This is a genomic window from Olivibacter sp. XZL3, from assembly GCF_004368405.1.
Taxonomy (GTDB): domain Bacteria; phylum Bacteroidota; class Bacteroidia; order Sphingobacteriales; family Sphingobacteriaceae; genus Olivibacter.
In genome coordinates, this window is sequence record NZ_SBJH01000067.1 from 239,195 (window position 1) to 260,951 (window position 21,757).

Genomic DNA, 21,757 nt, shown 5'->3' on the forward strand with positions numbered 1-21,757 from the left:
CAACTTAAGAACATTGCTTAAAATACGCGCAAACAATTGCTCATTTTATCTAACTTTACAAAGAAATACGAAAGGCATTAAAGAGATTTAAAAATAAAGTTAAAATGAGATTAGAATATCATCGGTAATAAAGAACTATCAGCTATTTGTGATTGGCAACACTGGGCAATAATACCGTTATGTCGGTTCCTGAATTCACCTTCGTTCTAATATCAATTGTACCGCGATGCAAACGTATTATTTTCAGCGCTAAAGGCAGGCCAACTCCATGGCCTTCATAAAAGTGGGTATTAGACGCCCGAAAAAATGGTTCGAATATATACTTTTTCTCCTGTTCAGGAATACCTATTCCTTCGTCCAACACGCTAATGACGATATGCTTATTAGACGTCTTTAAATAAATTCTGACAGGTTTGTTATCGGAATACTTACACGCATTTGTGATAATGTTAGAAAGTGCCAGCTGCAATAGATGTTCATATCCCATTACTGTGAGTTCGTCTTCGTCTTCTGGCAGGCGATCGAAACCGAGTCTCAACTCGCAATTGGGATTAACTTGATCTGTAATCTTTTTAATGTTCATTAAAAGCTGGTCCATGCGTACCTTTTCTTTTGGCTGCTTACTTTTATCCGAAGAAGTCTTTGCCAAATAAAGTAGGCCACTAATGATTTCCTGCAGCTTATCGGCTTCACTAATGATGACGGATAAAGACTGTTTCTGCGATTCGGGCAGCTGCGGATTATTCATTGACAACTCAGCCTCTCCAGATATAATACTGATGGGTGTTCGCAGTTCATGAGAGGCGTTGCTGATAAAGTTGCTCTGCGTTTCAAATGCTGTTTCCAGACGGTCCAGCATATCATTAAAGGTTGTTGTGATTTCGGCCAATTCATCCGTCCCTTTCCGCGCTGGCAGCCGTAAGTGCAGGTTATCAGCAGTTATTTCCTGCACTTTTCTGATAATCTGAGAGAAGGGTTTAAAAATCTGTTGAGAAAAGACCTTTCCAATCAAGTAAACGACTAAAATAGATATGAAAAACCCTATGATGAGTATTCTTTGAAGCATAGCGAGTTCCCTGAAACCGGAAGGGTCTTTAGCATAAACGACCACAATAAAGTCGCCCTTCTCAGATTGAAAGAACTTACCGGCAAAAAAGTCGTTATGGTCTTTGTATCGGCTACTGCCCTTCTTTAGTATGTCAGCAAAAAAACTATCCGGCAAGGGCGGGCCACCTTTCTTGCGGATTACCCTACCATTTTCAACCCGAAAGAAAAAATCGCTTTCCGCTGGAAGTCGCTCGAGATACCGATCTCTTATCCTTCTATAATAAAAGATACTCCGCTCGTCTTCCTGCCTATAAATTTCAGCTCCGATGTTTACTCTTGCCTCTAAGCGCTTATAAAAGTCCTCAAATGCATAACGCTGCGTAAAAAAGAAAATGGCTCCCATTAAAATCGATATCGATCCGACAGCAAAAGAAAAGAAAAGAACTACAAACTTACTTTGAATTTTCATCTAGCCGTGCGATTATCTTTCTATTTTTGGAGAACCCGATGTCTGCTGTCTGCCTACTGAACCTGTTTATCAGACTTCCTTAATGGAGTAGCCAACCCCAATCATCGTATGGATCAATTTAACGTCAAAGCCTTTATCTACCTTCCTCCTGAGATAATTCACATAGACATCTACCACATTGGTTCCCATATTAAAATTGATGTCCCATACATGTTCTAAAATCTCAATTCGGGTAAGTACTTTATTCTTATTTTTCATCATGAATTCCAATAGACGATATTCTGTAGCTGTCAAGGATATTTCCTTCCCTCCTCTTGTTGCAGTACGCGCGTCCATATCTAATACTAAATCCATAATACGGATAGTCGATGAAGGTTGTTTGACCGGTATTCCGTTCGCTCTTCTGACCAAGGTCCTAATCCTGGCCTTTAGCTCCTCAAATTTAAAGGGCTTTACCATGTAATCATCGGCGCCCGAATCGAGACCGGTCACCACATTATTAGTTGCATTCAAGGCTGTAAGCATCAAAATCGGAACAGGATTATTCTCTTTACGTAGTAACTGGCAAACTTCGATACCGCTAATACCTGGCAACATTAAATCGAGGATAATAAGATCATATGCGTTATGATATATCATATCTAAACCGAGTTCACCATCGGAGGCGATCCGAACCTCGTAACCATCTGCACTGAGCCCTCTTTGAATTAAAGAAGCTAATTTTGATTGATCCTCAATAACTAAGATTTTACTAGCCATACTATTTACTAAAAATAAAAAAGCGTTAATTGCTAAAATACACAATTTGTAGCGTACATCATGTTATTAAACGAAAAAAGCGAGGGTGTTTTACCCTCGCTTCAAATTCTAAAGAAATATTAAAATCATTAAACCTTAATTTCAACTTCTACGCCGCTAGGCAGTTCAAGTTTCATCAAAGCATCAACTGTTTTAGAGTTAGAGCTATAAATATCCAGCAACCTTTTGTACGAGCACAACTGGAATTGCTCGCGTGCTTTCTTATTCACGTGTGGTGAACGTAGAACGGTGTAGATTTTCTTTTCGGTAGGTAATGGAATTGGACCACTTACTACGGCGCCCGTAGGCTTTACAGTTTTCACGATCTTCTCAGCTGATTTATCAACCAAGTTGTAATCGTACGATTTTAATTTGATTCTGATTCTTTGGCTCATTATCTGTTTTATTAGTGATGTTCCGTTAGAGCTATTTATAACGGAACACCAGATTTAAAAAATTACGCTTTAACCTTACCCTTTGTTTTAGCAATCACATCTTCCTGAACGTTTTTAGGCGCTTCAGCATAGTGATCAAACTCCATGGTAGAAGTGGCACGTCCAGAGGTAATAGTTCTCAACTGTGTCACATAACCGAACATCTCAGAAAGAGGCACAAGTGCTTTAATTACCTGCGATCCGTTACGCGTGTCCATACCTTGCAATTGTCCACGACGACGGTTCAAGTCACCCATAACGTCACCCATATTCTCTTCCGGAGTCAATACTTCGATTTTCATGATAGGCTCCATCAACACAGGGCGACATTTTGGTAATGCTTCGCGGAAAGCTGTCCGAGCAGCAATTTCAAAAGATAAGGCATCTGAATCGACCGCGTGGAAAGATCCGTCAACCAATCGAACTTTCATATCGGTTACAGGGAAGCCGGCTAATACACCGTTGACCATCGCTGCTTCAAAACCTTTCTGAACCGAAGGGATAAATTCACGAGGAATTGCACCACCTACAATCTCGTTTACGAATTGTAAACCACCTTTTTCGTAATCCTTATCGATCGGTGAGATAATCACCTGAATATCGGCGAATTTACCGCGACCACCTGTTTGCTTTTTATAGACCTCACGGTGAGCAGCTTCAGCAGTGATTGCCTCCTTATAAGCTACTTGAGGCGCACCTTGGTTTACTTCCACTTTAAACTCGCGTTTCAAACGGTCGATAAGAATATCCAAGTGTAACTCGCCCATACCCTTAATAACAGTTTGCCCGGTTTCCTCGTCACTTTGTACCACAAAAGTAGGATCCTCTTCGGCCAACTTACCTAAAGCAACGCCTAATTTATCAACGTCTGCTTGTGTTTTAGGCTCAATCGCCAAACCGATAACCGGCTCAGGGAAAGTCATTGATTCTAAAATAATCGGGTTCTTCTCATCGCAAAGTGTATCACCTGTTTTGATGTCTTTGAAACCAACTACAGCACCGATATCTCCTGCACCGATGTTTGGTATAGGATTTTGCTTATTTGCGTGCATTTGGAAAATGCGCGATATACGTTCTTTATTTCCCGATCGCGTATTATACACATAAGATCCGGCTTCCAATAAGCCAGAATAAACGCGGATAAAGCACAAACGGCCTACGAAAGGATCGGTAGCAATCTTAAAGCCTAATGCTGCGAATGGCTCGCTTGTAGAAGGCTTACGAACAATTTCTGCATCTGTGCGTGGATCTGTCCCTTTTACAGCTTCTTGATCCATCGGCGAAGGCAATAATTCCATTACCAAATCCAGCATGGTTTGTACACCTTTGTTTTTGAAAGATGATCCACAAACCATAGGAACAATGGCGTTATCGATTACCGCTTTACGAAGCGCTGTTAAAATTTCACGTTCAGAAATAGAGTTAGGATCTTCAAAGAACTTCTCCATTAATGACTCATCGTAGCCTGCAACCGATTCCAATAATTTTTCTCTCCATTCGGCCACTTCCTCAACCATGTCGTCCGGAATAGGTACTTCAGTAAAGGTCATACCTTTATCTTCTTCATTCCAAACAATACCACGGTTATTGATCAAATCAACAACGCCTTTGAAATTGTCTTCCGCACCGATAGGTAATTGCAAAGGAATCGCATCAGCGCCTAACATATCTTTTACCTGCTTAACAACCTTCAAGAAGTCAGCGCCTGAACGGTCCATTTTATTAACGAAGCCAATGCGTGACACTTTATAGTTGTCGGCCAAGCGCCAGTTTGTTTCAGACTGAGGTTCTACCCCGTCTACAGCAGAAAATAAAAAGACCAGACCATCCAATACACGCAATGAACGATTTACCTCAACGGTAAAGTCAACGTGCCCGGGGGTATCAATAATATTTACTTGATATTTACTTCCACGATAGTTCCAAAACACGGTGGTGGCAGCAGAAGTGATGGTTATACCACGCTCAGCTTCTTGTACCATCCAGTCCATGGTAGAAGCACCTTCGTGCACTTCACCTATCTTGTGGTTAACTCCAGCGTAATATAAAATACGCTCGGTAGTTGTGGTTTTACCAGCATCGATGTGTGCGGCAATTCCAATATTCCTTGTGAATTTTAAGTCTCTTGACATTTCTTTTAATATTCCCTAAAGGTTTAAACTCTTATAATGACGGATACTTAATTTAAATACCCTTGTCTGTTGTGCCTTAGCAAAAAAACAGCACAGATTAAACCGGTCCACACCAGTTGGTTAAAGCCTACTGTGTCATCCAATCTAATCTGTGCCATCATCATCAATTAGAACCTAAAGTGAGAGAAAGCTTTATTCGCTTCTGCCATCTTATGGGTATCTTCTTTTTTCTTAACAGCTGCACCTTCACCTTTAGACGCCGAAATGATTTCGCCAGCCAATTTTTCGTACATGGTTTTTTCACCACGTTTACGCGCATAGCTAATTAACCATTTCATACCTAAAGCGATTTTACGTTCTGGACGAACTTCTGTAGGCACCTGGAAGTTGGCACCACCTACACGACGTGATTTTACTTCAACAGCAGGCATCACATTGTTTAGTGCTTTTTTCCATGTTTCTAAACCGTTTTCACTAGTTTTTTGTTCAACTAAATCAACAGCATTATAAAAAATTGAGTAAGCAATGGATTTCTTTCCATCGTACATCATGTTATTTACAAAACGTGTAACCTGAACATCGTTAAACTTTGGATCAGGTAAAATGATTCTTTTCTTTGGTTTTGACTTTCTCATCTTAATTTCCTCCGTTTAACTATTTCTTTTTGCCTTTTGCAGGAGCTGCAGCAGCTTGCCCTGGTTTAGGACGTTTTGTTCCATACTTAGAGCGACGTTGATTACGACCAGCAACACCAGAAGTATCTAGTGCACCACGGATGATGTGGTAACGCACACCTGGTAAGTCCTTCACACGACCACCACGAATCAATACGATCGAGTGTTCCTGCAAGTTGTGGCCTTCACCTGGAATGTATGCGTTAACCTCTTTTCCATTGGTTAAGCGTACGCGCGCAACTTTACGCATGGCTGAGTTTGGTTTTTTAGGGGTAGTGGTATACACACGTGTGCATACACCTCTTCGCTGTGGACAGCTGTCCAACGCTGGTGACTTACTCTTGTCAACCAGAGCTACTCTACCTTTTCTAACTAATTGTTGAATAGTAGGCATTTACTGTTTTTTAATTTGCTTTTTGTCCTATTTCTATTAAAGTCCGCAAAAATAGGAAAAAGAATTTGATAATCAAAGCATAATCGATCACAAAAGCCTTATTGATACAGGTGCTTAAAGTGTTTGTCCGACTTTGCTTTTCTTTTTACCTTCCTTTGGCTCTCTTTTCAGTTGGTGCTTCTTCTCTAAAAACTCGATGATACTATTGGCAATATCCTTCCCGGTAACTTTTTCAATACCTTCTAAGCCTGGAGAGGAATTCACTTCCAAAACAAGCGGCCCTCTATCCGCTTGCAACATATCAACACCACAAACGGTTAAACCAAGTTCCGAGGCCGCTCTCAATGCCGTATCCTTTTCTGCTTTTGTCAATTTAATAACGGTAGCCGACCCGCCACGATGAAGGTTGGATCTGAACTCTCCTTCTTTAGCGGTTCGCTTCATGGCGCCTACCACTTTGCCGTTCACAATCAGCGCCCTGATATCTGCTCCTCTCGACTCTTTGATATACTCTTGTATCAAAATATTATTCCCAAGTCCATAGAAGGCTTCGATGACTGAGCTGGCCGCCTTTCTTGTTTCAGCAAGCACTACGCCGATGCCCTGCGTGCCTTCCAAAAGTTTAATCACGAGCGGCGCTCCCCCTACCATTTTTATTAAATCGTCCACATCGTTTGTTTGCCGTGCAAATCCAGTGATTGGCATACCGATACCGGCGCCGGAAAGTATTTGCATACATCGCAATTTATCTCGTGATCGGGTTATCGCCTGACTCGGGTTGGCAGAGACTACCCCCATGATCTCAAACTGCCTAACAATTGCCGAACCGTAAAAAGTAACCGATGCTCCGATTCGAGGTATTATCGCGTCAATATTAGACACGTCCTGCCCCTTGTAATGAATACTCGGTTCGCCCTGTTTGATTCCTACATAACACTGTCGGTGGTCTAACACGACACATTCATGCCCTCTTTTGAGAGCTGCTTCTACCAAACGCTTGGTGGAATACAAATTTTTATTAGTTGACAGTACAGCAATCTTCACAATATGTTAGAATAAAAATACAAAGCTATGATAAAACATGAATTTCAACAGCACTGTTCACGTTTTGTTTTGGGATGTAGGTTGTGGTTCTGTTATAATTAGGTTATTATTTCGTTTTGGTTTCTTTTCGGGATAAATTCGACTTAGAAACATCTACCAAAAACTTTTTACGGATAAAACTTCTTCCAAGTAGCATCGGAAACTCCATTCCCGATCGATCGCGAAGCGAAATTTCAATTTCGTGCTTCTCGTTAAATATAGAGATGGTCGTCTTTACAATAAATCTATTTTCTTCATTTCCGAACGAATTTTTAACTTTTCGCTCTGTATGATAAGGAAGAATATGAACAGTTCCATATCCTTCAAAATTTTCATCTAAAGGTATAAAACGAACAAAATTCTTGCGCTTTACTTTGACGAGTTCTATGAACTCACAATGCAGCACCGACGTTTTTGCTCCTGTATCTATTTTAGCTGGAACATTATAAAGCCTAAAATCAATAAAATCGACATGCTCCTTCCAGCCGATAGTTTTCATAAAAGTTAATTTCAGCTTATAACGACCACTTCCAATTTAAGAATAAACAAATTCCCCGAACTCAGATCGAACGGTAACCTTTTTCTGCTCGCTACTTTCAACTCTTCCAATAACTTTTGCACCGATATCGAACTTTTCGGCAATATGAATAAGGTCAGCCGCTATCGCTTCAGGCACATATAACTCCATCCTATGCCCCATATTAAACACTTTATACATCTCTTGCCAGGCGGTTTGAGATTCAGCCTGAATAAGCTTAAACAAAGGCGGTACAGCAAAGAGATCGTCTTTAATCACATGTGCGTTATCAATAAAGTGCAACACTTTAGTTTGTGCACCGCCACTGCAATGAACCATCCCGTGTATACTTCCACGATACTGATCCAAGATCTCCTTAATTACCGGCGCGTAGGTTCGCGTTGGAGAAAGAACTAACTTTCCGACTGTCATATCCTCACCGTTAACCGCAATTGTATCGGTAAGCGCCTTACTTCCTGAAAACACTAAGTCATATGGAATAGCGGGATCATAACTTTCTTTATATTTTTCGGCTACTGATTTATTAAACACGTCGTGCCTCGCGGATGTCAATCCATTCGATCCCATCCCACCATTGTACTCCTTTTCATAGCTTGCTTTTCCATAGGAAGAAAGTCCAACAATCACATCGCCGGCCTGTATCTTGTGATTGGAAATAACATCCGAACGCTTCATTCGACAGGTAACGGTGCTATCAACAATGATAGTTCTAACCAAATCACCGACATCGGCTGTTTCTCCGCCCGTAGAATAAATCCCAATGCCGAGGTCACTCAACTCTTGTAATATCTGTTCCGTCCCGTTAATAATTTCAGCAATTACTTCCCCCGGAATCAAATTTTTATTCCGTCCTATTGTTGAAGAAATTAATATATTGTCCAAAGCACCCACGCAAAGCAGGTCGTCAATATTCATTACAATCGCGTCCTGCGCGATTCCTCTCCATACTGACAAATCACCCGTTTCCTTCCAGTAAACATACGCCAGCGACGATTTTGTCCCAGCGCCATCGGCATGCATGATGTTGCACCAATCAGGATCTCCTCCTAAAATGTCGGGAATTATTTTACAAAACGCCTTCGGAAACAATCCTTTGTCTATATGCTTAATGGCATTATGCACATCTTCTTTACCGGCCGAAACGCCGCGTTGGTTATACTTTAAATCTGACATACGGCGCAAAAGTAACTAATCCCACTGATATTTTAACCACCTTAATATAAATATAACGTGATCGCACAGAATAAAAAAATCCCTGAAGGAAAACCTCCAGGGATGTATTTTCACAAAAATGAACCTTTTATCTTACAAAAAGAAGTTCTCTTAATTTTGGAAGCGGCCATTGGCGATCATCAATGATCTGCTCAAGCTTATTGATATGATAACGGATTTTATCAAAATATGGCTTCACATTCTCATCATAAGCAATTGCTTTTTCACGAACGTCTTCCAGTACATTTGCTTTCTTGCGTTCCTGTCTCATCGCTTCAGCCTCCTCGAGTATCACGTTGATATGCTCGCCTATACGCTCCAACAGCTCAGACTGCGATTTGTATGCGGACTCTTTTATACCGAGCTCCTTTAATCCTTTCACATTCTCAATCAACTCGTTTTGATACGTAATTGCGGCCGGAACGATAGAGCTGTTTACAATCTCCCCTATTACGCGAGCTTCAATTTGAATTTTCTTAAAGTAATTCTCTAATAAAATTTCGTGACGGGCCTCTCCTTCGCGTTTTGTCATGATTCCTAAAGATTCGAACATCTTTTCGGTTTTTTCACTTACGTAAACGTCTAAAGCTTTCGGCGTAGTCTTGATGTTGGATAAACCGCGTTTTGCTGCTTCTTCCTCCCACTCCTTACTGTATCCATTACCTTCGAAACGAATAGCTTTCGATTCTTTAATATATTTACGTACTACATTTAGAATCGCTAAATCTTTCTTAGTTCCTTTTTTAATCTGCTTGTCAACTTCCACTTTGAACTTCGCCAACTGTTCTGCGACGATAGCGTTCAGTACCGTCATTGGGCTCGCAGAGTTTGCGGAAGATCCAACTGCACGGAATTCAAACTTATTTCCGGTAAAGGCAAATGGAGAGGTACGGTTACGATCGGTATTATCTAATTGCAAGGTAGGAATTTTAGGAATACCGTGCCACAACTGGCTGTCTGCTTTCACTTTCTTGGCAACACGCGCAGTTTCAACTTCGTCCAGTACAGCATTTAATTGGCTACCCAAGAAAATAGAAATGATAGCTGGAGGTGCTTCATTTGCACCTAAACGGTGATCGTTGCTAGCTGTGGCGATAGAAGCTCTTAATAAATCAGAATGTTCGTATACCGCACGGATAACATTCACAAAGAAGGTTAAGAACATCAAGTTATTCTTAGGAGTCTTCCCTGGAGACAATAAATTGATGCCCGTGTTAGTAATTAACGACCAGTTATTGTGCTTACCCGAGCCATTGATGTCGGCATACGGCTTTTCGTGCAGAAGAACTTTAAAATTGTGGCGGATAGCTACTTGCTCCATCAAATTCATCAACAGTTGATTATGATCAATTGCCAGGTTGATCTCCTCAAACATAGGAGCACATTCGAACTGTGAAGGGGCTACTTCATTGTGCCGTGTTTTTAATGGAATGCCCAATTTCAGTGCTTCTTGTTCTAGGTCGACCATAAAAGCCAGAACGCGCTCAGGAATCGCACCGAAGTAATGATCTTCTAGTTGTTGGCCTTTGGCAGACATATGGCCAAATAGTGTCCTTCCGGTCAATTGTAAATCAGGACGGCCATTGAACAAGGCTAAATCAACCAAAAAATATTCCTGCTCAATCCCTAAAGAAGGGAAAACCTTCTCAACGCCTTTGTCAAAATACTGTGCAACATCTACCGCAGCTTTGTCCAATGCATTTAAAGTTTTAAGCAAAGGTGCTTTATAGTCTAATGCTTCTCCGGTATATGACAGAAAAACTGTGGGAATACAAAGCGTTTTACTTCCTCCGGTTTCATAAATAAAGGCAGGTGAAGAAGGATCCCAGCCGGTATATCCCCTTGCTTCAAAGGTGTTGCGGATACCACCATTGGGGAAGCTGGAAGCGTCTGGTTCTTGTTGTACTAATGCGTCAGCTGTAAATTTCTCAATAGCCACACCATCACCGCCAGGCTCAAAGAAAGCGTCGTGCTTTTCAGCGGTTGCGCCTGTTAAAGGCTGAAACCAGTGTGTATAATGACTCACACCGTTGCTAATGGCCCAACTCTTCATTGCCTGCGATATGTGCTCCGCTAAATCAAAATCGATGGCCTCTCCGGCCTCAATTACACTAGTTAATTTGGCGAATACATTTTTAGGCAAATATTCTTTCATCTTCTTCACGGTAAAAACATTTTTACCAAAGTATGAAGAGGCTTTTTCTCCAGCAGCGATCACTGCCGGCCTTTTGTCACGAGAAATTGCAGCTTCAACTGCACTAAACCTAAGATTTGACATGCTTTTGTGTTGATATTTTATTATTTTTTTGTCTTGTTTAGAGATTGTGCCGTAAAAATCATCATATTTTTTTGAAATCTCCTAATATTTATTCAAAAAAATATCGCTAAGGTAATATTGTCATAATATTTTATTAAGAAATACAAATGCGGTTCATTGAAAATGCGGAGCGAGATATGCGAAAAAAGCAGTCCTTTTTTCGAGGAATTTTGAAGCGTAAAACAGATCTGAGAAAAACAGACTCGTCGATAAAGCGGGGGATATATACTTAAGGTTAACAGTATAAGGTCATTAGGTAAGGTTAGCGTAACGAAAAGTGGAAGCTCACTTTAAGAGTGAACAGGGGAATAGTAACCGTTGTTTCTTTATGAATTGCAATGGCCAAGGGCATAATACACAATAACAAAAATCAGGATAGTCGACAAACATCCTCCTCCCAGCTTTTTAGCTGTAAAACCCGCAATGAGTGCTCTAAAGAAATTATTCATCTGTTAAAATTTTATAACAAAACTCTTTAACAGCCCATTTTGTTTGTTGAAAGTTTATTTAACTATCAAAATGCTTCTTGTTTTTCATAACCAATGGAGCGTCCCAAGAGATCTCCACGTTTTTCTCCTCACTCCTAATAGGGCAGTTTTTCATATTGCAGTAGTGGCAACAGGCAGGCAGACAAGGATCCGCGTGAATGAAAAGTTCAGTATCTATATGGACATGCTGATTAATAAGGCCGTCTACTTTCGACACTTCTTCATGAACCTTTATTAAATCAAAATAATTAGGTAGGGTCATATGACAATCAATATGCAACTCATGCCCATAACGCTGGACGCGCAAATTATGTACATCGATCCAGCTATCCCTTCTGTTTTTCTCTAGTATCTGTACAACCCGATCTATCAGTTCGAAATCAGATTCATCCATTAAGCCACCAATCGATTTTCGCAATAAGCTATAACCGCTATACAAGATGTAGATTCCTAAGCCTAAAGAAAGCGCAATATCAATTTGGTGTAAGCCGGTAATATAAAGCAAAAGCAATCCGAATAGCAGCCCTAATGTACTGTAAGAGTCAACTTGTAGGTGCTTTCCGTCCGCCATAATGGTAAGTGAATTCAGGGCTCTTCCTCTTTTTATCATATAAGCACCCAAGAAAAAGTTGACCAGTCCAGTAAATGCAATAACACCCATCCCCTCCAATAGATTACTGATTTGCTCTGGAAAGAAGATGCTATAAAGGGCCTTTCCAACGATCAAGACGCCTGCGATAAAAATCAAGCCGCCTTCCAAAAAAACGGAAAAAAATTCCACTTTACCGTGTCCGTACGGATGATTTTCGTCTTTAGGCTGAGAAGAAAGATGAATACTGTAAAAAGCAAAGCCACTGGCTACTACGTTGACAATACTCTCTACTGCATCTGTTAGAATCGCATTGGAATGCGTTATCAAATAAGCTGTAAACTTGACTAGCATTAAAATGACGCCAGCACTTAGTGAGTATAAAATGATCCGCTTCTGTTCCTTCACCTTAAAGAGTTCCTTAAAGTACAAAGTTAAAAATTAAAAACTCATAATAGCCGATTTCATGCTGGGATTCCTGTATCGCGCAGTAAGCACCGGCTTGCTGCCTAAATGATCTTGAGTGGAATTCATTGCGAATATGCCAGAACAAACCCGCATTCAAAGCTTTTTTTCAAAAAGATGTGTAGACAATTTAAAATAATAGAATTTTGCTTAGGTTTGTAATCTAATGGAAACAATATCAATATTATCTGAAAGAATCAATAACCTATCTGAATCGGCCACACTGAAAATGACCAAATTGGGTAGGGAGTTGGCAGCTCAAGGCGCCAACATTATTAGCCTGAGTGTAGGTGAACCCGACTTCAATACACCGAATCATATAAAGGAAGCAGCGAAGAAAGCGTTGGATGAAAATTATACGCGCTATTCACCGGTACCGGGCTATCCGGAACTGAGGAAGGCGATCGCAAAGAAGCTAAAGGAAGAAAATGGATTAGATTATGATATTTCGCAAATTGTGGTTTCTACAGGCGCTAAACAGTCCTTATCAAATGCTATCCTCTGTGTAATCAATCCAGGGGATGAAGTGATTATTCCGACACCTTATTGGGTCTCTTATTCGGAAATGGTGAATCTGGCAGAAGGAAAATCGGTTTTCATTAACACAAGTATTGAAAGCGACTTTAAAATTACACCTGAAGAACTGGAAGCTGCTATAACGGAAAAAACGAAGTTGTTTATGTTCTCTTCGCCCTGCAACCCTACCGGTAGCGTTTATAGCAAACAAGAGCTTGCGGCACTAGTGGAAGTATTCGAGAAATATCCTCAGATTTACATCATCTCAGACGAGATATATGAGCATATAAATTTCAAAAGTAAACACGAATCGATTGCACAATTCGACAGTGTAAAGGATAGGGTAATCTTAATCAATGGATTTTCCAAGTCTTACGCAATGACGGGTTGGCGTCTCGGCTATCTCGCCGCCAGTAAGGAGATAGCAGCAGCCAATGACAAGCTCCAAGGTCAAACCACTTCGGGAACATGTTCAATTGCCCAGCGCGCGGGAATTGCGGCCTACGAAGGAGGCTTAGATACTGTCCTTGAAATGAAAAAGGCGTTTGAACGTCGCAGAGAGCTTGTATACAATGCATTGAAAGACATTAAAGACGTCAAAGTAAATTTACCAGAAGGTGCTTTTTATTTCTTCCCCGATGTGAGCGCATTTTTCGGGAGGAAAGACCAGAGGGGAAATGTTATTACGAATTCGTCGGATTTAGCACTTTACCTCTTGAATGAGGCACATGTAGCAACAGTTGGAGGTGATTCATTTGGCAATAACGATTGTATCCGCTTGTCTTATGCTGCATCAGATGAGCAATTAACAGAAGCGCTACGCCGCATTAAGGTCGCACTTGAGCAATTAGTTTAACTCAATTTTAGCGACGACGAGGGATACCGGCCTTTGCTACAAAGCAAAGGCCGGTGTTTTTTTTTATATATCGTAATCTTCTTTCCAATATTCCGGTCGATCATTGTAAATAGCATTGTTGGCCATAGCAACACAGATAGCTGCGCTTGCTCCGCGCCTTACATTAGAAGAGGGAAGTGAATTGGTCTTCACCGCTTTATAAAATTCCTGCAAGGCATACCAGGTACCGTCCTTGGTAGGTTCGTCTAAAATGGGTGTTCCGCCATCTTTATTCCAAACGATTTTTGTCGCACCGCTCACGCCGTCCACCGTATCCAATTCGGATCTTACTTCTTTTTCAGGATAAAATAAACCTGTATTGGTAAGTAAAGAGACCGTTCCTTTAGTGCCTTTTATTTTAAATAAGTAACCATCTCTAGCGTTTCCACAGGTAGCACCAAAATTGCCGATCATGCCTGCCTTTTTGTACCTAAACATCACCTGTATATTGTCGCAGGTCTCTCTACCATCCGGATACACATCGATCCCGCCTGTACCGTAAACTTCATCAGGATGGGTGTCAAAAGCCCAGTTAATAAAATCAATTTGATGGGAGAGCAATTCGGCCGCTAAACCTCCCGAGAACTCCTTATACATTCGCCAATTGATTTGTCTTTCCAGTTGGGGATTAGGGACGGATCTGCGCCAGGTCCCATTTCTGTCCCATCGGCAATCGACTTGGGTGACTTTCCCTAAAAAGCCGCTGCCAATCATGTCTTTCACTTTAAAATACAGCGGCGAATACCGATATTGGTACCCCACCTGAACCGTCTGCTTCGGGTACTTATCAGCAATGGCTACCAATTGTTTTGCTTCCTCAATCGAATAAGTCATCGTCTTCTCAACATAGACATGTTTACCTGCTTCGATTGCATCTTTAGCAATAACAAAATGTTCACTCAGTGGGACAGCAATAAATACGGCATCCAGCTCTTTATCTTCCAGCATGGATTCATGCGATTTGAACTTTCGGATTTTGTCGTCTTTCAGAAAATTATTGGTTTCTTCCAACCTAAAATCCAAAACATCGCAGTAACTTCTAATCTTGAAGAGTTCAGGTAATGACTTGATCACTGATAAAACGCCTTTTCCCCGATCACCACAGCCAATCATTCCGATATTGATAGGCTTATCAGCCAGCCATGCAGCTTTTGCCGGCAGATCATTAAACATAACCAAACTCCCGCCCAACAGACTGCTTTGCTGTAAAAAAATTCTCCTATTCATCCTCTTACAATTCCTTTATTTTAATACTTCTAAAACTGACTTCGTTTCCGTGATCTTGTAACAGAATGCAGCCCTCTTTAGCTTCTCCAAAAGCTGGCTTATCTTTAAACTTACTTAAAGATACCGTTTTTTTAAATGCGTCGGATCCCCTAACATACTCTAGAACCTTTACGCCGTTTAGATAATGCTCCACTTTATTATCTGGATAGGCAATAATCCGTGCATTATTCCAGGCGCCTATAGGTCGTAAAAACCGCGCTTGCTTTTCAGCTGTCAATAGATCGTAAAGCGACGCAAGCGTTCTATTTCCATCACGTCCCATTTTTGCATCGGGGTGCTTCTCATCATCAAGCACTTGATACTCCAAGCCTAATGGCCAATCTTTGTTTTTTTCATCTAAGATAACAAAATATTTAAGTCCGCTATTGGCACCGGGAGTCAATTTAAACTCAAAAGACAAATCGAAAGCACTAAAAAGCTTTTCAGTAACAATATCTCCCGCACGCGGTATACTCGTCCCTTCTGTAGCTTGTATGCGCAGTTCGCCTGCGTCGTAGGACCATCCCTTATCAGGGAATTGCCCTTTATTAGCGCCGATCCAATTAGTGGCCGTTTTACCATCATACAGCAATTGATAGCCATTTTCCTGTTCATGGGGAGAAAGGCTATTTGGTTCGAGGTTCACCACGTAAATTTCTTTTTCAATTTTTTTGGGCTGAAGGTCTCTTGTTTGTATTCTAATATTTTTAAAAAACACTTTTTCGCCTTCCTTTCCTTCTTTGCCGATACTGTGCACCTGCAGACCAATAAATCCACTGTCATCTAAGGTGTCGACGACGTAAGAAACCGGAACGTCATTGACCCAGGTTTTGGTTGTATTTCCAATGCATTCAATACGGAAGTGATTAAACTGCCCTTTCTTGTACGCGGCTTTACCATTTGGATTAAGCTCCAACGGATACAACCAATTCCTCCTCGCTTCATCGTAAATCCCCCCCGTCCAGTTCCGCGGCGTCGGATCAATTTCAATCTGCCTTCCATAAACTCTTCCTTTACCGTCATTTGCCTGTAGATCTATGTGGCTTCTGGTTTGAATACCGGAGTTGTTGTGCTCTCCTTCAATTTTTGCATCTAATTCGAGGATAAAATCACCGTATTCCTTTTCAGTTATTAGAAAAGTATTTCCGGTACCGCGAACGGTAGTGCCTACAATCATTCCATCTTCAACGGCGTAGGTTGCATCTCCCGCTACTCGCTTCCAGCCGCTTAATGATTTTCCGTCGAATAATTCTTGCCAAGAGCTTTGCCTATTATAAAAAGCCGTAAGAAAGCAGATCCCAATAGTACCCACTGCAATTAAACTTAGTTTTCTCATGGTTAGTATCTCAATTTTTGGTTCATAATCTGTCAATTAAAATTCTTTAAATGGCGGATCGATTTCCTACAACGTAAGCCTAAAGTACATAAGGGCGGTATTCATTCTGTTTATATCAATCAAAAGGCCGGTATGGCACTTCCAAGGTTTATCAAAAGCTTAGCAAGCCATTGCAGGTATTCTTACCACAATGTCCAATATTAATAAATATTCCCAATATTAAGGTTGGATAGAGGGCATTATTTACGAAAACGATATCGTAATTTTTTTGAGATTTTCAAAAAGAGGCCCCTATTATTTACTCCTTATCGCTTCCACAGGATCTAATTTACTCGCTATGACAGCCGGTATAATGCCCGAAATCAGACCAATAGTGGTTGAAATAAATATCGCCAACAAGACTTCCCCAAGATGTACTACGACACCCACGCCTGCTATTATCTTTAATAGAAAAGCAAGTGCGTATACAATAAACAGTCCGGCTAATCCGCCGAGTATGCATAAAGCGACGGATTCTATTAAAAATTGCCAAAGTATAAAGTAGTTTTTGGCACCGAGTGATTTCTGAATTCCTATAATAGGTGTGCGTTCTTTAACCGAGACAAACATGATATTTGCTATACCGAACCCGCCTACTAATACAGAAAGGATTCCTATACAGAACCCAGCGGTATTCACGATTTGGAACATCGTGTCGAGTTGGGCGGTAATGATTGTCGTTTGATTGAGCGCAAAATCGTCTTCCTGCTTTGGACTAAGTCGATGAATTGAACGCATCAATCCCTTCAATTCGCTTTCGGCCTCATCTAAAGAAACCCCGTCTTTCGTATTGACAATGATGGATGGACCGAAATTCCTGACATTAATTACATTTCTCGCAAAATTCAAAGGCACAACGGCAATGTTATCCAAAGAAACGTCGATCAACATCCCCTCCCCTTCCTCTTTAAAAACACCTATAACCTTTAGTCGGCGCCCTAACGCTTGTATGGTTTCTCCTATAGGGTCTGTATTCGGAAATAAACCTTTGGCGATTGTTGAACCAATAATCACTACAGCAGTTCCGCGCTCGGATTCGCTCTCTGTAAAATAGCGACCTGCTTGAAACTCAAGATTTCTTATTTTATAATAGTCGTTTGATACAGCACTGATGTAAACCTTTTCAACATTATTGTTCAAATACTTAAGTGTTTTCTCTGAAACCCCCACTTCCAGTGCAATACCGTCGGCAAGCGTAGCTCGCTGTCTCAATTGCTCAAAGTCCCGAACCGTTGGCTCTGGCCGGTTTACATACTTCCACCACGGGTAATCGCCTCCTCCGCCCCAGGGCCATTTTTGAATATAAATCGATCGACTCCCTAATTTTTCGACGCTACTTTCTAAGTTAGCGCGAAGGGTATTCACCGCCGAAAAAATGCCGATGATGGTCATAATACCGATGGTCACACCGAGTAATGAAAGAAAAGTACGCGTCTTATTTTCTCGCAGAGCGGAAAATGCAAATCGAAAACTTTCGAAAAATAGCTTGATAAAGATCATACTACGTTAAGACACGCAAAATGGACAAAGGTTACAACCTACTCGCCCTTTTTTATGAACTAAGATCACCGCACAACAATTGCCTAATATATAGGAGCTAAGACTTACTTTTTTTAATTTTTTTTTATAAATTTGCGCGCTAATTTGTAAGGTAATGAAGGAAAGGGAACAAATCTTATATCCGTTTTGTTATTACCCTACTTTAGGTTGACTGGCCTAGTTATTATTAAAGAAACAAGATATATAAAACTCACAAAACATGAAGTTATCTCAATTTAAGTTTAATCTACCTGATTCGTTAATTGCTCATGAACCCGCCGAAACGAGGGATGAGGCGCGTTTAATGGTGCTTGATCGTAAAACCGGTGCAATTGAACACAAAATTTTCAAGGATGTATTGAACTATTTTGACGAGCATGATGTGATGATTCTCAACAACACAAAGGTTTTTCCCGCCCGCTTATACGGAAACAAGGAAAAAACGGGTGCAACGATAGAAGTCTTTTTATTGCGCGAATTGAACAAAGAATTACGTCTTTGGGATGTGCTGGTGGATCCGGCCAGAAAGATCAGAGTTGGAAACAAACTGTATTTTGGTGACAACGATTTGTTAGTTGCAGAGGTCGTTGATAATACTACATCGCGCGGCAGAACGATTCGCTTTCTCTTTGACGGCTCGGACGAGGAGTTTAGGAGAAATATTGAAATACTGGGGGAAACGCCTCTTCCAAAATATATTAAAAGAAAGCCTACCCCAGAGGATAAGTTTCGATATCAAACCATTTTTGCTAAAAACGAAGGGGCGGTTGCCGCACCTACAGCTGGCTTACATTTTAGCAGAGAATTAATGAAACGTTTAGAACTAAAAGGCGTAGAATTTGCGGAAGTGACCTTACACGTCGGACTTGGTACTTTCCGCCAAGTGGAAGTGGAAGATTTAACAAAGCACAAAATGGATTCTGAGCAATTCATTATTGAGCAGAAGGATGCTGACATTGTAAACAAAGCGATTGCAGAGAAACGAAGAGTTTGTGCAATAGGCACTACCACCATGCGCTCGATTGAGTCTGCCGTTTCCGCGAACAGAACCTTAAAGGCTGCCAATGATTGGACCAGCAAATTTATATTTCCTCCTTATGATTTCAGCATAGCAAACAGCATGATAACGAACTTCCATACGCCTGAGTCTACCTTGTTGATGATGATTTGTGCGTTTGGGGGCTATGAGCACGTAATGAATGCCTACGAAATAGCGGTTAAAGAAAAATATCGCTTTTATAGCTATGGCGATGCCATGCTTATTATATAAACAATGTCTCCTTGGAGTGAAAAGGCTATCTAAAGCAGCAGATAGCCTTTTTATTTGATAGCTATGATACGAAATTATGTCATAATTGTTGGCGGTGGCTCCGGAACGCGGATGCGAAGCGCAATCCCAAAACAGTTTATGCTTCTCAACGGCCTTCCCGTGTTAATGCACACGATAAAGGCATTTGAAAACAGCAAAACCAAACCGACGATCATTTTGGTCTTAAATAGCCAATTAAAGGCGGAATGGGAGCGGCTCTGCGCTCGTCATGTATTCGAAATTCCTCATGTCCTTGTAGATGGCGGGGAGACCAGATTTCACTCTGTACGCAATGGGTTGAACTATATCAAGCAGTTCGCGGAATCTGCGAGCGCTACCTATATCGCTGTACATGATGGAGTGCGTCCGCTAGTTACGAAATCAGTCATTGACTACGGCTTTCAACAGGTGATTAATTATGGCGCCTTAACAAGCGCTGTCCTCAGTAAAGATTCTGTTCGGATTAAAGAAAAAACCACTACTAAAGCAGTGGATAGAAATACGGTCTATCTCGTTCAAACGCCTCAGTTTTTTTCAGCCTCGATATTGTGCGATGCCTACGAACAAGCGTACAGTGAACTATTTACAGATGACGCTTCGGTTGTTGAACAAAACGGGTATCCGGTACAGATTATACCTGGCGATACCCGTAATATCAAAATCACTTTCCCGGAGGATTTACTCTTCGCACAGATAGTGATGAAGTCGTTTTGAAACGACTAGGCTGCCCCCCTGATAATTCGGAGCAATACTGCGATGATTGCAATGACCAGCAAGACGTGAATAATACCGCTACTGGTATATCCGCCAAAAAAGCTGATAGCCCAGATAATAACCAAAACAACGGCAATTAAATACAATAAATTTCCCATAACAATTCAATTAATAATTAGTTCTAGATACTTTTCATAGATAAATGCAAAACAGCTCTTTCTCTTTTCCTGCTTAATAAAGCTTTTAGACCCCAATTTGTTTTACATTTTTTTAATTTGATCGAAAAGAGCTGAATATGACATAGGAACCGATTAACTCGAGATCAATTTTTTTGAACAAAAAAAGGGAAGCCGGTCGGCTTCCCTTTTAATTTCTAGAACAATATGCTATAACTTGCTATTTGCGTCAACGCAGTTAAGTTCTTCAAAAGCTTGCTTTAAACGCTTCACAAAGCTTTCTTCACCTTTTCTCAACCAAACACGTGGATCATAATACTTTTTATTTGGCCCGTCTTCGCTATCAGGGTTTCCGATTTGACTTTGTAAATACCCTTCGTTCGCTTTATAGTAGTCTTTTACACCTTCCCAGAAAGCCCACTGCATATCGGTGTCAATATTCATTTTGATAGCGCCGTACGATATTGCTTCTTCAATTTCAGCGGGCGACGATCCAGATCCACCATGAAAAACGAAATTCACGGGTTTTTCAGCGTTCAGCGCAAATTTTTCTTTTATATAATCTTGTGAGTTCTTAAGAATAACTGGCTGTAGTTTAACATTTCCCGGTTTATAAACACCATGCACATTTCCAAATGCGGCAGCCACTGTAAATTTATCGCTTACCTTGCTAAGCTCTTCATAAGCATAAGCTACTTCAGCAGGTTGCGTATACAACTTTGAGCTATCCACGTCACTGTTATCTACGCCGTCTTCCTCTCCGCCTGTTACTCCTAATTCAATTTCGACGGTCATTCCAAGTGGTTTCATACGTGTTAAATACTTCTTGGAAATTTCTATGTTTTCTTCAATGGACTCCTCCGATAAATCAAGCATATGAGAGGAAAATAAAGGTTTACCATATTGGGCAAAAAATGCTTCACCGTGATCCAACAGACCGTCTATCCAAGGCAATAATTTCTTGGCTGCATGATCGGTGTGTAAAATAACGGCAACGCCATAATGCTCAGCTAATAAATGTACATGTTTCGCGGCCGACACAGCGCCTAACACACAGGCTTGTAACTTACTGTTATCTAGGGTTTTGCCAGCATAAAACTGCGCACCTCCGTTCGATAATTGAATAATTACGGGTGAATTAACCGCCTTTGCAGTTTCCATCACCGCATTGATAGAATTTGTGCCGATGACATTTACCGCAGGGAGTGCAAACCGATGTTCTTTAGCTTTTTCAAACAATTCCTGAACAGCGTCTCCATACACGACACCTTTATAACCTTTTAAACTCATTTGTAATACGTTGTTTAATTTTTTGATTCCCGAAAGT

General features: G+C 40.9%; 19 protein-coding genes. 3 read left to right on the forward strand and 16 right to left on the reverse strand.

What is annotated here, in order from left to right:
- Nucleotides 1–142 precede the first annotated feature (142 nt).
- From EPX21_RS15675 to EPX21_RS15725, 11 genes are all read right to left on the reverse strand, one after another.
- Nucleotides 143–1,516 carry a HAMP domain-containing sensor histidine kinase gene (locus EPX21_RS15675; RefSeq protein WP_134090638.1) on the reverse strand — a complete coding sequence of 458 codons (1,374 nt, stop codon included), beginning with the start codon at nt 1,514–1,516 and terminating at the stop codon, nt 143–145.
- Nucleotides 1,517–1,585: 69 nt separating this feature from the next.
- On the reverse strand, nt 1,586–2,275 hold the full coding sequence (locus EPX21_RS15680; RefSeq protein ID WP_134090639.1) for a response regulator transcription factor: 690 nt from the start codon (nt 2,273–2,275) through the stop codon (nt 1,586–1,588).
- Between the two features lie 128 nt (nt 2,276–2,403).
- On the reverse strand, nt 2,404–2,709 hold the full coding sequence (gene rpsJ / locus EPX21_RS15685) for a 30S ribosomal protein S10 (protein ID WP_013667229.1): 306 nt from the start codon (nt 2,707–2,709) through the stop codon (nt 2,404–2,406).
- Between the two features lie 62 nt (nt 2,710–2,771).
- Nucleotides 2,772–4,880, reverse strand: coding sequence for an elongation factor G (gene fusA / locus EPX21_RS15690; RefSeq protein WP_134090640.1), 2,109 nt, complete (start codon nt 4,878–4,880; stop codon nt 2,772–2,774).
- 167 nt (nt 4,881–5,047) lie between these two features.
- Complete coding sequence (gene rpsG / locus EPX21_RS15695) at nt 5,048–5,515, reverse strand: 30S ribosomal protein S7 (protein WP_134090641.1); 468 nt, start codon at nt 5,513–5,515, stop codon at nt 5,048–5,050.
- A gap of 19 nt (nt 5,516–5,534) precedes the next feature.
- Nucleotides 5,535–5,948: a 30S ribosomal protein S12 gene (gene rpsL / locus EPX21_RS15700; protein ID WP_002993550.1), complete on the reverse strand. Its 414-nt coding sequence runs from the start codon at nt 5,946–5,948 to the stop codon at nt 5,535–5,537.
- Between the two features lie 114 nt (nt 5,949–6,062).
- The gene (rimK, locus tag EPX21_RS15705) at nt 6,063–6,992 is read right to left on the reverse strand and encodes a 30S ribosomal protein S6--L-glutamate ligase (protein WP_134090642.1); all 930 of its coding nucleotides are present in this window, start codon (nt 6,990–6,992) and stop codon (nt 6,063–6,065) included.
- Between the two features lie 106 nt (nt 6,993–7,098).
- Nucleotides 7,099–7,530 (reverse strand): RimK/LysX family protein, encoded by a 432-nt coding sequence (locus EPX21_RS15710; protein ID WP_134090643.1) that lies wholly within the window; start codon nt 7,528–7,530, stop codon nt 7,099–7,101.
- A 36-nt stretch (nt 7,531–7,566) separates the two neighbouring features.
- Nucleotides 7,567–8,742: an AIR synthase related protein gene (locus EPX21_RS15715; RefSeq protein ID WP_134090644.1), complete on the reverse strand. Its 1,176-nt coding sequence runs from the start codon at nt 8,740–8,742 to the stop codon at nt 7,567–7,569.
- Nucleotides 8,743–8,869: 127 nt separating this feature from the next.
- Entirely contained in the window at nt 8,870–11,059 is a 2,190-nt protein-coding gene (locus EPX21_RS15720) for a glutamine synthetase III (RefSeq protein WP_134090645.1), read from the reverse strand.
- Nucleotides 11,060–11,605: 546 nt separating this feature from the next.
- A complete protein-coding gene (locus tag EPX21_RS15725; RefSeq protein ID WP_134090703.1) occupies nt 11,606–12,583 on the reverse strand; it encodes a cation diffusion facilitator family transporter in 978 nt (325 codons plus the stop codon).
- 232 nt (nt 12,584–12,815) lie between these two features.
- On the opposite strand from EPX21_RS15725, the gene EPX21_RS15730 reads away from it, so the two are divergent.
- The gene (locus EPX21_RS15730) at nt 12,816–14,012 is read left to right on the forward strand and encodes a pyridoxal phosphate-dependent aminotransferase (protein WP_206106087.1); all 1,197 of its coding nucleotides are present in this window, start codon (nt 12,816–12,818) and stop codon (nt 14,010–14,012) included.
- Between the two features lie 63 nt (nt 14,013–14,075).
- On the opposite strand, the gene EPX21_RS15735 is transcribed toward EPX21_RS15730, so the two are convergent.
- The 3 genes from EPX21_RS15735 to EPX21_RS15745 form a co-directional block, all read right to left on the reverse strand.
- Nucleotides 14,076–15,278 (reverse strand): Gfo/Idh/MocA family protein, encoded by a 1,203-nt coding sequence (locus EPX21_RS15735; protein WP_134090646.1) that lies wholly within the window; start codon nt 15,276–15,278, stop codon nt 14,076–14,078.
- A 4-nt stretch (nt 15,279–15,282) separates the two neighbouring features.
- Complete coding sequence (locus EPX21_RS15740; protein ID WP_134090647.1) at nt 15,283–16,653, reverse strand: DUF1080 domain-containing protein; 1,371 nt, start codon at nt 16,651–16,653, stop codon at nt 15,283–15,285.
- Nucleotides 16,654–16,947: 294 nt separating this feature from the next.
- Nucleotides 16,948–18,192 (reverse strand): ABC transporter permease, encoded by a 1,245-nt coding sequence (locus EPX21_RS15745; RefSeq protein WP_134090648.1) that lies wholly within the window; start codon nt 18,190–18,192, stop codon nt 16,948–16,950.
- Between the two features lie 259 nt (nt 18,193–18,451).
- On the opposite strand from EPX21_RS15745, the gene queA reads away from it, so the two are divergent.
- Complete coding sequence (gene queA, locus EPX21_RS15750; RefSeq protein WP_134090649.1) at nt 18,452–19,501, forward strand: tRNA preQ1(34) S-adenosylmethionine ribosyltransferase-isomerase QueA; 1,050 nt, start codon at nt 18,452–18,454, stop codon at nt 19,499–19,501.
- Nucleotides 19,502–19,564: 63 nt separating this feature from the next.
- Nucleotides 19,565–20,254 (forward strand): 2-C-methyl-D-erythritol 4-phosphate cytidylyltransferase, encoded by a 690-nt coding sequence (locus EPX21_RS15755; RefSeq protein WP_206106086.1) that lies wholly within the window; start codon nt 19,565–19,567, stop codon nt 20,252–20,254.
- Between the two features lie 5 nt (nt 20,255–20,259).
- Here EPX21_RS15755 and EPX21_RS15760 read toward each other — a convergent pair whose 3' ends face one another.
- Together EPX21_RS15760 and fbaA are read right to left on the reverse strand one after the other, a co-directional pair.
- Nucleotides 20,260–20,412 (reverse strand): lmo0937 family membrane protein, encoded by a 153-nt coding sequence (locus tag EPX21_RS15760; RefSeq protein WP_013667243.1) that lies wholly within the window; start codon nt 20,410–20,412, stop codon nt 20,260–20,262.
- A gap of 228 nt (nt 20,413–20,640) precedes the next feature.
- On the reverse strand, nt 20,641–21,720 hold the full coding sequence (fbaA, locus tag EPX21_RS15765) for a class II fructose-bisphosphate aldolase (RefSeq protein WP_134090650.1): 1,080 nt from the start codon (nt 21,718–21,720) through the stop codon (nt 20,641–20,643).
- Nucleotides 21,721–21,757: the final 37 nt, after the last annotated feature.